The sequence below is a fragment of the Paenibacillus sp. S-38 genome (assembly GCF_049942825.1).
Lineage (GTDB): Bacteria > Bacillota > Bacilli > Paenibacillales > NBRC-103111 > Paenibacillus_G.
On the sequence record NZ_CP187970.1, the window covers coordinates 63,055 to 75,090 of the forward strand.

Annotated in this window: 12 protein-coding genes; 11 read left to right on the top strand and 1 reads right to left on the bottom strand. The window is 57.3% G+C overall.

Annotation, left to right across the window (positions count from 1 at the left end; all coding sequences use genetic code 11):
* Nucleotides 1-56: 56 nt before the first annotated feature.
* Nucleotides 57-527 carry a MarR family winged helix-turn-helix transcriptional regulator gene (locus tag ACP26L_RS00340; RefSeq protein ID WP_426450471.1) on the bottom strand — a complete coding sequence of 157 codons (471 nt, stop codon included), beginning with the start codon at nt 525-527 and terminating at the stop codon, nt 57-59.
* Nucleotides 528-795: 268 nt separating this feature from the next.
* Here ACP26L_RS00340 and ACP26L_RS00345 point away from each other — a divergent pair, with 268 nt between their 5' ends.
* The 11 genes from ACP26L_RS00345 (at nt 796) to ACP26L_RS00395 (ending at nt 11,892) form a co-directional block, all read left to right on the top strand.
* Nucleotides 796-3,315 (top strand): S8 family serine peptidase, encoded by a 2,520-nt coding sequence (locus ACP26L_RS00345; RefSeq protein ID WP_426450472.1) that lies wholly within the window; start codon nt 796-798, stop codon nt 3,313-3,315.
* Between the two features lie 111 nt (nt 3,316-3,426).
* Nucleotides 3,427-3,678: a DUF1146 family protein gene (locus ACP26L_RS00350; RefSeq protein WP_426450473.1), complete on the top strand. Its 252-nt coding sequence runs from the start codon at nt 3,427-3,429 to the stop codon at nt 3,676-3,678.
* 142 nt (nt 3,679-3,820) lie between these two features.
* Nucleotides 3,821-5,146 (top strand): UDP-N-acetylglucosamine 1-carboxyvinyltransferase, encoded by a 1,326-nt coding sequence (gene murA, locus ACP26L_RS00355; protein WP_426454768.1) that lies wholly within the window; start codon nt 3,821-3,823, stop codon nt 5,144-5,146.
* A 263-nt stretch (nt 5,147-5,409) separates the two neighbouring features.
* Nucleotides 5,410-6,459 carry a stage II sporulation protein D gene (gene spoIID / locus ACP26L_RS00360; protein ID WP_426450474.1) on the top strand — a complete coding sequence of 350 codons (1,050 nt, stop codon included), beginning with the start codon at nt 5,410-5,412 and terminating at the stop codon, nt 6,457-6,459.
* Nucleotides 6,460-6,526: 67 nt separating this feature from the next.
* Nucleotides 6,527-7,249, top strand: a complete 723-nt coding sequence (locus tag ACP26L_RS00365; protein WP_426450475.1) for a peptidoglycan DD-metalloendopeptidase family protein — start codon at nt 6,527-6,529, stop codon at nt 7,247-7,249.
* A gap of 280 nt (nt 7,250-7,529) precedes the next feature.
* On the top strand, nt 7,530-7,817 hold the full coding sequence (gene spoIIID / locus ACP26L_RS00370; RefSeq protein WP_426450476.1) for a sporulation transcriptional regulator SpoIIID: 288 nt from the start codon (nt 7,530-7,532) through the stop codon (nt 7,815-7,817).
* Between the two features lie 199 nt (nt 7,818-8,016).
* Nucleotides 8,017-9,015 (top strand): rod shape-determining protein, encoded by a 999-nt coding sequence (locus tag ACP26L_RS00375; RefSeq protein WP_426450477.1) that lies wholly within the window; start codon nt 8,017-8,019, stop codon nt 9,013-9,015.
* Between the two features lie 16 nt (nt 9,016-9,031).
* A complete protein-coding gene (locus ACP26L_RS00380; protein ID WP_426450478.1) occupies nt 9,032-9,931 on the top strand; it encodes a flagellar hook-basal body protein in 900 nt (299 codons plus the stop codon).
* Between the two features lie 74 nt (nt 9,932-10,005).
* Nucleotides 10,006-10,878, top strand: coding sequence for a flagellar hook-basal body protein (locus tag ACP26L_RS00385; protein WP_426450479.1), 873 nt, complete (start codon nt 10,006-10,008; stop codon nt 10,876-10,878).
* 84 nt (nt 10,879-10,962) lie between these two features.
* On the top strand, nt 10,963-11,202 hold the full coding sequence (locus ACP26L_RS00390) for a DNA-directed RNA polymerase subunit beta (protein WP_426450480.1): 240 nt from the start codon (nt 10,963-10,965) through the stop codon (nt 11,200-11,202).
* Between the two features lie 147 nt (nt 11,203-11,349).
* Nucleotides 11,350-11,892, top strand: coding sequence for a CDP-alcohol phosphatidyltransferase family protein (locus ACP26L_RS00395; RefSeq protein WP_426450481.1), 543 nt, complete (start codon nt 11,350-11,352; stop codon nt 11,890-11,892).
* Nucleotides 11,893-12,036: the final 144 nt, after the last annotated feature.

Sequence of the window (12,036 nt, forward strand, 5' to 3'; positions counted from 1 at the left end):
GGCGGGCCGCTGCAACCGGGTGACGGGCTGCCAGCGTTCCTGCTGCCGGAGCTTCCCTATTCCCGGGTCCCGCTCTCCGTGCGGCCGCCGGCTTCATGCACGCGCTTCAGCAGCGACTTGAACTGCTGAAGCAGGCCTTCCAGCTCAGCGGCCGACAGACAGGTCTGCTGCTGCAGGGCCTGCGGCACAATGGCGGCCTGTCCGCGCAGTGCCTGTCCCTGCTCCGTAAGGCTGATGCGCACGACCCGCTCGTCTTCAGCGGAGCGCCTGCGGGTCACCAGCCCCGAGGCCTCCAGCCGCTTGAGGAGCGGAGTCAGCGTGCCGGAATCGAGGTAGAGGGCTTCGCCGAGCTCTTTGACACTGCAGTCCTGACGCTCCCACAGAACCAGCATGGCCAGATACTGCGGATAAGTGAGTCCAAGCTTCTCCAGGAAGGGCTGATAGAGCTTGGTGATTTCCCGAGAGGTGGCATAGATCGCAAAGCAGAGCTGATTATCCAGCTGCAGCAGATTGGCATTTTGGTCCATGCGGGCTGTCCTTCTTCCGTCTAAAGGCATTTTCTTTAAGGTATCCCGAAACGGAAGGGATGTCAATGAACGGGCAGGGGAGGGCAGGGACGAAGGGCGGCGGAGAGCCCGCGGAAAACCCGGAAAGAGGTCGCACGAACAGTATCGCTGTCGTTATTATGTAGAATCCTCTAAAGGTTTCGGATTCCAGTTGCAGGGAGAGGGTGGAACGCTTAGAATGGGATAATGAAGTAAGACCGCACATATCAGACAAAGGATCCTGCATGCGATGAACGCTACTAAATGGAAGCTGTCGACGCTAACGTCGTTAACTTGTCTCGCACTATGTCTGACCTTCACCCAGGCGGCCAGGGGAGCGGAAGCAAGCGATCCCCTCGCTGCCAAGCAAGCGTACCTTGGTTCGATCGGCATGGCAAAGGCGTGGGATATCACGCACGGAGCAGGAGGCATGACCATCGCCATTGTGGACACGGGTGTGGATCTGAGCCACCCGGACCTCAAGGGCAATCTGGTTCCCGGCGTGAATCTCATCCAGCCGGGGCAGCCGCCCGCGGATGATAATGGCCACGGCACGAACGTAGCCGGTATTATCGGCGCGGTAGGCGGCAACGACAAGGGGATCGCCGGCATGCTGTGGCAGGCCCGGATCATGCCGATTAAGGCGCTTGAAGCCGACGGATCCGGCGGGGAGACGATGCTCGGTGAAGGAATCCGCTATGCGGTCGATCATGGAGCCAAGATCGTCGTCCTTTCGCTGGGACTCAACAAGTACTCGGATTACCTCAGCGAGATCGTGAAGTATGCCGAGTCCAAGGATGTGCTGCTCGTGGCCGCTACCGGGAACGAGGGCAACCGGGTCAAATACCCTGCTGCCTACCCTACGGTGCTGGCTGTCGGGGGCATAACGTCCGCGGGGGTCGTGGACAGCCGTTCCAATACCGGTCCGGAAGTGGACGTGGTGGCTCCCTGGAACGTGTTCACTACCGCACTCGGCGGCTCGTATGAAGCCAAGGACGGCACGTCCATGGCGGCCCCGCAGGTGGCTGCGGCAGCAGCTCTGCTGTGGGAACGCAACCCGCAGCTGAAGGCCCACCAGATCCGCCAGTGGGTGCGTCAGACGGCCCAGGACCTCGGTCCGGCCGGCTGGGACCCCGGGACAGGCTATGGCCTGCTGCGGGCCGACAGGCTGCTCAGCGAACGGTTCGCCGAGGACATGTACGAACCGAACGACCGCAAGGACCAGGCGAAGTCCGTCTCGAACGCCAAATCCGTCTCCGCTTCGTTCGCTGGCGGTAATGACGCGGACTGGTATGTGATCGATGCGCAGTATGACGGCACCGTGAATCTGTCGATGGCCATGGACAGCGCCATGACCGTACATATGCAGCATACCGATGCTTCGGGGGTGCTGGCGACCAAGGCGGTCCAGGGCGGCGGCACGGTAACTTTCCCAGTCTCCAAAGGGCGCAGCTATGTGCAGCTGCAGCTGAAGGACAGAGGGCAGACCGAGGCCGTGCCTTACCGGCTGACGACTTCGTTCGAGATTTACCGGGATGCCTTCGAAGACAATGACCGTCAATTCAAAGCTTCCGTGCTGCCGTCCCGCACTTTAACGGTCAAGGGGACATTCCACCAGACGGGGGATACCGACTGGTATGAATTCCCCGCACCCGAATCTGGCTCCCTGCGTATTCGGCTGACGTCGGATACCGCCCGCATCGACCCGGTGCTCCTCGTACAGAAGCAGGGGGAGAGGTCGGTTACGATCGACTACGGGGATGACGGGGCTGAGGAGAGCTATGAGCTCTCGGAAGTATTCCCGGGATCTTACTATATCCGGGTTACGAATGTGAAGGAATACGCCAATGCGGTCGTCGGCGAATATACGCTGAGAATCGAATATGATGCGAAACTGGTGGACCCGAACGAACCGAATAACAAATCGTATCAGGCCACGGCAGTCTCCCTGGATACGCCTTATACCGGGCTGCTCGATAAACCCGATGAGATCGACTGGTTCCAATTCCGGGTGGAAGAGGAGAGCCGGGTGGGGATCGGACTGACAGACATTCCTGCCGGGGTCAGCCTCTACATGCACCTGTACGACGGATCGATGCAGTCGATCGCCTCGTCGATGAACGAGAAAGGCTCGGCCGTTCAGCGGCTCACCGGCAAGCTTGCTCCGGGGACGTACTATGTGAAGCTGACCTCCAGCGTGCCGTTCGATAACCGCATGTACGAGCTCACGGTGGAAGCAAAGCCGCTGCTCGGCGGGTACACGGATGTCGGAGGCCATTGGGCGCAGAATGCGATTCTCCGCCTGTCCGGCAGGGGAGTGATCAACGGGTATGAGGATTACTTGTTCCAGCCGGACCGTCCGATTACCAGGGCGGAAGCCACGGCCGTGCTTGCGCGTGCCTACAACTTCACGAAGGAGAAGGAGATCGCCTACAGCGACCTGGGCAGCGGACATTGGGCCTATTCCTACATTGCCCGCGCCGCCCAGGCCGGGATTATCGAAGGATATCCCGATCGGACCTTCGCACCCGACCAGCCGGTTTCCCGGATGGAGATGACCGCCATGCTGGCCCGGAGCGCCGGCATGAGCGGCAAGCACAGGGGAGCGGTGCCTTTTACCGATATCGACGAATCGTACTGGGGTACGGGGCTGCTCAAGCAGATGAAGGCCGAAGGGCTGATTGCCGGATATGCGGACGGCACGTTCCGCCCGGACCAGCAGGCGACGCGAGCGGAGTTCGTCCAGCTGCTGGCCGGGATGCTCCAATAAACATTTGGCATTCCGGGATAACGGCCCGATTAAAGATACAGCAACTTGGGTAAAAATCCATGACGATGCCACCGCAGACCCGGAGGCTCGTCGTACAAGGAGCTCCGAAGCATGGATTATGTCGATCAAATGAACGCGTCCATGGGACTGAAAGGTCTCATTAATATCGCTGTGGTTCTGGTATTCATCGGGGCTTCTTGGTGGGCACTTCAGGAATTGAAGCTGGAAGCGCTCCTGAAGCGTCCTCGGAGTGCAGCGGCCAAAACGCTGCAGATCTTCCTCTCCATTGCCCTCGGTTACCAGGTCGCCCGGTTCGTGATTGATTACCTGGATTGGTCGACATGGTTCTCCAAGATGTTCTGAAATTCCCTTTTTTTTCGAATAACCGAGGAGAATGTTGTCAACAATGGATAGTACAACCGATATAAATCGAAGCAGCCTCACGAATGGTATTGTGACCGGCGGCTACAAGCACATCATACAGAATACGCGGAGGGGGACCATGATGAGCAAAATTATCGTCCGCGGCGGCAAAAAGCTTTCCGGCAGAGTGAGGATTCACGGTGCCAAAAATGCCGTACTGCCGATCATCGCAGCCTCTATCTTGGGATCCGAAGGAGTCAGTGTCATTCACGACGCGCCTCCCTTGGACGACGTACTGGTTATCAACAAAGTACTTGAAAGCTTAGGCATTGCTGTGGAATACCGGAATGAGACGATCCGGGTCGATGCGGGGCGCATTACCACCTGTGAGGCATCCTACGACCTCGTCCGTAAAATGCGGGCGTCCTTCTTGGTCATGGGACCGTTATTGACCCGCATGGGTCAGGCGAGAATCTCGTTGCCGGGCGGCTGTGCTATCGGAACAAGACCGATCGACCAGCATCTGAAGGGTTTCGAAGCCATGGGCGCGGAGATCGAACTGGGACAAGGCTACATTGAAGCCCGGGTGAGCGGCCGCCTCAAGGGCGCGAAGATTTATCTCGATGTCGCAAGTGTGGGAGCGACCGAGAATATCATGATGGCGGCGGCTCTTGCAGAGGGCACGACACTGATCGAGAATGCCGCCAAGGAACCGGAGATTGTGGATCTCGCCAATTACCTGAACGCCATGGGCGCGAAGATCCGCGGAGCGGGCACGGGCCTCATCCGGATTGACGGCGTGGAGCGGCTTCAGGGTGCGGTGCACACGGTTATTCCGGACCGGATCGAAGCGGGTACATACATGATTGCTGCGGCGATTACCGGCAGCGATCTCTATGTGGAGGGAGCGATCGGTGATCACCTGCGGCCGGTCATCTCCAAGATGCAGGAGATGGGCGTGCAGATTGAAGAGGACGAGAACGGCATCCGGGTCTATACCGTAGGTCCGCTGAAAGCCGTAGACGTCAAGACGCTGCCTTATCCTGGATTTCCGACCGATATGCAGTCGCAGATGATGGCCCTGCTGCTGACTGCCGAGGGCACCTCCATTGTGACGGAGACGGTATTCGAAAACCGCTTCATGCATGTGGAGCAGATGGCCAACATGAGCGCGCAGATCAAAGTCGAAGGCCGTACTGCCGTGATCAGCGGCGGTGCAAGGCTGCAGGGCTCGAAGGTATGCGCAACGGATCTTCGGGCCGGGGCGGCGCTCATCCTTGCTGCGCTTGTGGCTGATGGCGACACGGAGATCACGGGGCTGCACCATATCGACCGCGGCTACGTCGGCATCACCGAGAAGCTGAGCCTGCTCGGGGCGGATATCCGCCGGCTGCCGTTCGAGGTGGCCAAGGAGACGGAGCGGGAGGAAGTGCTGCCGCTGTTTGCGGTTCAGCCGAGCCTGGCGTAAGAATGCAGAGCTGAAGGGATACAAGTTCAGAAGGGAACCGGATCTTCCTGAGAGGGAGACCGGTTCTTTTATTTTGTATACGGGAGAGTGCGCAATCCGTAGATTGGGACTCCGAATGCCCTGCTCCTATTACCTGGTCATAGGGAAGGTTGAGAGGCGCCCGGGGTTCTTTTCTACCTTTTGGATTCATATAGTAAAGGTACCTGCAGCCGTTGCCGCAGCCAAATAGAGCAGCCCTGACAGGGCCGGAGGACGAACCCGAGATGACGAAGTACAAGCTGAACCCCAGGCAGAAAAAGGTGCTGGGCTGGTTTGCCGTGTGGCTCGCCAGCTTCACGGCGGTTGTCGTGCTGGTGCCGGGTCTGCTCGTCCGCTCCACCGCCCCATCCGCCGAACCGGCAGCCGTCCGGCCGGCGGGAGCCCAGCCCGGTGAAGCAGAACCGCCTCTCATCCCGGTATATCTCTCGAAGTCGAAGACGACGGACCGGGTTCCGCTCGAAGCCTACGTTCGAGGTGTCGTGGCGGCAGAAATACCGGCGGAGTTCGAGCCGGAGGCACTCAAGGCGCAGGCCCTGGCCGCCCGTACTTATATTATCCGGCGCATGCTGGACGGGGACCGGAGCGGCGTTCCTGCAGGGGAAGCCCTGGTCACGGACACCATCTCGCATCAAGCGTATGTCAGCGACCAGGAGCTGGAGCAGCGGTGGGGTGCCGAGTTCGGCAGGGTGCGGGACAAGCTGAACCGTGCCGTGGAGGAGACGAAGGATATCGTCCTTACCTATGAAGGACAGCCGATCGAAGCCAGCTTTTTCTCCACCTCGAACGGGTACACGGAGAATTCGGAAGAGTATTGGAATGTAAAAATCCCTTATCTGCGGTCCGTGGCCAGCCCCTGGGATGCCAAGCTATCCCCTCGGGCGAAGGAAACGGTCCGCTTCACGGCGAAGGAGCTGCAGACCCGGCTTGGACTACCCGCGGCCCTTCCAGTGTCTGCCGGGGCGGCCAGAGGCCTGAAGGTGCTGGAGCGCAGTCAGGGCAAGCGGGTCCTGAAGCTGTCCGCAGGAGGCAGGCAGTTCACCGGCCGTGAGGTCCGTGAGAAGCTGGGGCTGAATTCGAGTGCTTTTCAGTGGAGCTACAAGGACGGGGCCTGGGAGATTACGACGTTCGGTTACGGCCATGGTGTGGGCATGAGCCAGTGGGGAGCGCAGGGAATGGCGCTCGAAGGCCGTAAGGCCGAAGAAATCGTGAAGCACTATTACACCGGCATTGAGCTATCAAAAGCATCCAATCTACTGTCTGCAAAAAGTTTCTGAGACGGACAAGAGGCGCGCGTATAAATCTTGCAAACCTGGTAAGACTGGTTAGCGAGGTGATATACATATGAATGAACAAAAAAGAGATTCCCAAAACGAGGCTCCTAAAACCATCGAAGGAGCGCAACACACGTCGTCTGCTTGGAAGAGATTGCTTGCCAAAAAGTGGGTGTTTCCGGCAACGTACATCGCTGCAGCGGCCATCATCCTAACCATCATGTGGGTGTATCAGGGCGGGGGTGGCCTGACAACGAACAGTGACGTGTCGGTTGACAAGCCCGCCGGTACGGTCACTGACAGCGTCTCAGGTCCGGATTCCGTAGCGACGACAGCTAAACAGGAATCGCTGCAGTGGCCGGTGAAGAACCGCAGCGAGTTGGAAGTGGTACTGCCTTACTTTGACCCTAATGCCGCCAATGAGGTCAGACAAGCGGCGATGGTAGAGTACGGCGACACATTCACACCGCATATCGGAATGGACTTTGCGAGCAAGGACAATGCGGGCTTTGAGGTTCTCGCCGTCATGGGCGGGAAGGTAACGGCCGTACAGAAGGATCCGCTTGTAGGTAACCTGGTCGAGATTACACATAACAACGGCCTTGTATCCGTGTACCAGAGCCTTGCCGAAATCAAGGTGACCAAGGATGCGGAAGTGAAGAAAGGCGACGTGATCGCCCAAGCCGGCCGCAACGAACTGGAGAAGGACCAGGGGACACACCTGCACTTTGAACTGCGTCAAGGCCAAGGCGGGCCGGCGGTCAATCCGGAGCAGTACATCGCCGAACAGTAATCGTACCGAAACACAGCGAAGAGGCAGGGAGGAACCACCGACCTGCTTCTTTTTTACTTACCCGAAGATGAATCTTAGGGTCAAAGACGCCTATTCCGGTGAAATGCGATTTCACTCCAGCAGGACCGGTTGGACCGATTCGGGAGGAAACGCTTGAAAAACAAAGCTTGTCCTTGAAAATAATTGTGCTCCCGCGGCTTGTCAGGCCGGGAAACAGCGAATATAAGCGTGTGCCCCTCATATACTGTACCAAACTAACTCGAGTAGGGAGGCGAGGGGAGTGCACGATTACATCAAAGAGCGAACGATTAAGATCGGCCGCTGCCTGGTGGAGACCAAGCACACGGTCCGCACCATTGCGAAGGAGTTCGGCGTTTCCAAGAGCACGGTGCACAAGGACTTGACGGAGCGACTGCCGGAGATCAACCCGGAGCTGGCCAATCAGGTCAAGCACATATTGGAATATCATAAGTCCATCCGTCACCTGCGCGGCGGAGAAGCGACCAAGATCAAGTACCGCAAAACCCGCAGCCCGAAACTACAGGAGAAGCTCGTCACCGTCAAGTAAGCACGAATTCCCGCTCTCTGCAGCCCTCCCCTGACCGGCCGGAAGCGAAGCGATATTTGTCGAATAATCGTTCATGAAAAAGAGGATTTTGCGAACTCATGGCGAATGTACCTTATAAGCGTATATCATCTTGTATATCATGTTGTGCCGCTTCTGAGATTGTAGGAAAGACGGACGGTTGGCTAGGGAGGATTATTGGATGTTAAGCAAGGATATCGGCATTGATCTCGGGACGGCGAACGTTCTGATTCATGTGAAAGGACGGGGCGTGGTGCTCGATGAGCCGTCCGTCGTCGCCATCGAAAGCGATGGGAAGCGGGTGCTCGCCGTTGGTGAGGAAGCATTCCGCATGGTGGGACGCACACCCGGCAATATCGTGGCGATCCGTCCGCTGAAAGACGGGGTCATTGCCGACTTTGAGATTACGGAATTGATGCTGAAGTACTTTATTAATAAGGTTGGAGGGAGGAATTGGTACTCTCACCCGCGTATTCTGATCTGCGCTCCGACCAACATCACCTCCGTGGAGCAGAAGGCCATCAGGGAAGCTGCCGAACGGAGCGGAGCGCGGGAAGTCTTCTTGGAAGAGGAGCCGAAAGCGGCAGCCATCGGCGCCGGCATGGATATTTACCAGCCGAGCGGCAACATGGTTGTGGACATCGGCGGAGGGACGACGGATGTCGCCGTTCTGTCCATGGGTGACATCGTCACCTCCTCTTCCATTAAAATTGCAGGGGACAAGTTCGATTCCTCCATCATGAAATATATCAAAAGCAAGTACAAGCTCCTGATCGGGGAGCGGACGAGCGAAGAGATCAAGAAGCGCATCGGCACGGTTCATCCGGAAGGCAAGAAAGAGACGATGGATATCCGCGGCCGCGACATGGTCTCCGGGCTTCCGCTGACGATGACGATCAACTCGCAGGAGATTCAAGAGGCTCTGGACGAGCCGGTCTCGAACATTGTGGCCGCAGCCAAGAGCGTCCTGGAGCGGACACCGCCGGAGCTTTCGGCGGACATCATCGACCGCGGCGTCATTCTGACGGGCGGCGGTGCCATGCTGCATGGTATCGATCAACTGCTGGCGGACGAGCTTAAGGTGCCCGTTCTCATTGCGGAAGATCCGATGCATTGTGTGGTAAAAGGAACGGGAATTATGCTCGACAACTTAGACAAGGTATCCAAACGCAAATTTTAGGAGGCATAGAATCCCCATGTTAAGAGGCCTGTATACTGCCGCATCCGGCATGATTGCTCAGCAGCGTAAACACGACATCGTGACCAACAACATTGCCAACCTGAATACGCCTGGCTTCAAAGCCGGCAACGGGATCAACCGGTCGTTCCCTGAAGTGCTGATTGAGCGCACCCGGGACGACAATGCGGGACCTGCCGCGGCAACCCGGACCCTGGGCCGGATTCATACAGGCGTCATGGCGGAGGAGAATGTATCTCTGCATGCGCAGGGTGATCTTCAAGAGACGAACAATCCCTTTGATTTTGCTCTCGTTTCGAACATTCAGGTGCCTGGAGCCCAGTTCGATTCTTCTGGCAAATACGTCGACGAGAACGGGGCACGGGTCGTACAGCCGCAGGCTTTCTTCACGATTCAGAACGCGGCCGGCGAAACCCGTTATTCGCTCAACGGCAAGTTCTCGCTTGATGCGAACGGCCGGATGATCGACTCCGAGGGACATCAGGTTCTCGGCTCGGATGGTCAACCTATCGTGCTGATGGACGGCAATACGCCTGTGACGAACTTCCGCATTACGCGGGACGGCCAGTTCACCAATGTGGACGGGCGTCCGATCAATGGGGCGAACGGTCAGCCGCTCACATTGATGATTACCCGTGTGGAAGACCCGAACCAGCTCGTTCGTGAAGGGAACGGTCTTTACCGTCTCGACGGGGAAGCTCAGGCCCTTGCCCAGCCGGCGGGCGCACAGGACCAGTTTGAAGTGCGTCAGGGCTTCGTGGAACGCTCGAACGTGGACTCGGGACAATCGATGGTGGACATGATGTCCGCCCTGCGTGCCTATGAAGCGAACCAGAAGATGATCCAGTTCTACGACAAAAGCATGGAAAAAGCCGCAAACGACGTAGGGCGCGTGTAATTCCTGGATTGATTCACATTCCAAGCCGGACAAGCCGATAAAAGTAGAATACATGACTACAGGAGGATTCCCCTTTGAATAACTCGATGATCAACTCTTCCGTATCGATGCATTCACTGCAGCAGAAGCTTGACCTTGTGGCGAACAATATCGCCAATGTGAACACGACCGGATACAAGCGTCGGGAAGCCTCGTTCCAGGACGTGCTGACCAGTGTGAAGCAGCAGCCGAAAAACTTCGAGAAGACGGGACGAATGACACCGCTCGGCTATGGACAGGGCTGGGGAGCCAAGATGGTCGCAGCCCAGCTTAATCTCCAGCAGGGCTCCCTGCAGGCGACCGATAACCCGCTGGATACGGCTATTGAAGGCAACGGCCTGTTCGAGGTTTCCACGAACGGGGAAGACGAGGCCGGCAATCCGGTACGGACTACCCGCTGGACGGGCAACGGGGCCTTCGAACTGTCGCAGTCGATGGATCCGGCCGACCCGCGGGCCTTCCTGACGACCAAGGACGGACATTACGTCATGGGTGCGGACGATCAACCGATCCGGATCCCTGTCGGCCATCGCGTGCAGATTCAAGCGGATGGTGTTATTATGGCTTATAACGAAGCGAATCAAACCGCGGCTCCGGTGCAGGCCGGCCAGCTGAAGATGGTCCGTGTCGTCCGCCCGCAGCTGCTTCAGCAGATCGGCGATAACCTGTACGGTCTGGCGGGGAACATTACACAGCAGCAGCGCGATGAGATCCTGCAGACCGTGAATGCCGGCAACAACGATGTCGATCCGATCACGGTCCGTCAGGGTTTCCTGGAACAGTCCAACGTCAACCTCTCGGAGGAAATGACGGAGCTGCTCACCGTCCAGCGGGCATACCAGCTCAATTCCAGAGCGATCTCATCGGCTGATCAAATGATGAACCTGGCCAATAACCTGCGTGTATAAGGAAAGCTTGACCGGAGGCTGAATGATTCCTCTGGCGGCTGCCGGCGCGGCCGGAGCCAGAAGGTGGAAGGAGGCCGGGGAACGTTGCAAAGCGAGGTAGGAGTCTTGAGCGAGAATCCAAAGAAGGCGCCTGCCCTCTCCCCACGGTGGAAGAAGCTTACGCTCACCGTGCTGAAATGGACATGGATTCCCTTAATCTGTATAGCTGCTCTGTTCACAGGGCTTGCCATCGGATATTCGGTTATCGGTCAAGGAGACTTCAAGGATGTGTGGGATCCGGGGACATGGCGCCATTTGTTCGATTTGGTATTTGCCGAAAATTGAATAAGATCCCGTTTCAAAACTCTCCGAATCAGGGGAGTTTTATTTTTTTCTTCATAAAGGTATAATGAATGGATGGGAATAGATGCATAGAGAACAGATAGCGAACGATTTCGCCTGCCGTGCTGTTTCCATAAGGGGGACCAATGCGTGTGGAATGTGCCTAATATACTCACCTTATGCCGCTTTTTACTGATACCGGCATATCTCGTCGTATTTGAGGCCGGGTATATGAGGATAGCCTTCTTTGTCCTGCTGCTGGCCGGAGCGACGGATGTGCTCGACGGGTATATCGCCCGGAGGCGCGGGCTCGTCACCGATCTCGGGAGCATGCTCGATCCCTTGGCCGACAAGTCCATGATGATTGTCGTGATCCTCTCGCTCGTGTTTTCACAGATGATTTCCTGGCAGGCGGCCTGTGCCATGTTCCTGCGGGATGCCGGTATGATCGCCGGATCGGCCTATTTTCACTTCCGGGGCAAGAAGACTGTCCCCGCCAACGCCATGGGCAAACTGACGACCGTTTTGTATTACGTGGCGATTCTCCTGATTATATTCGAGCTCCCCTATGCCCACACATACTTATGGTTCGTCATTTCGGTTTCCATCCTCACTTCCATCATCTATATCCTTCAGTTCAACCTTTTACATAAACGAGCAGGCAAGCCGCATTCCCTGGATAAGCCCAGATAGGTGTACCGGTGCCGTAACGGCAGAGGTGCCCTTTCATGGATAAAAAGGAGCTCATGTTCAGGTCCGCCGCATGCAGACCGTTCGCGTGAACATAAGCTCCCTTATATCAACCTTCATTACTGCAGCTCATGAAGGGACGAAGTT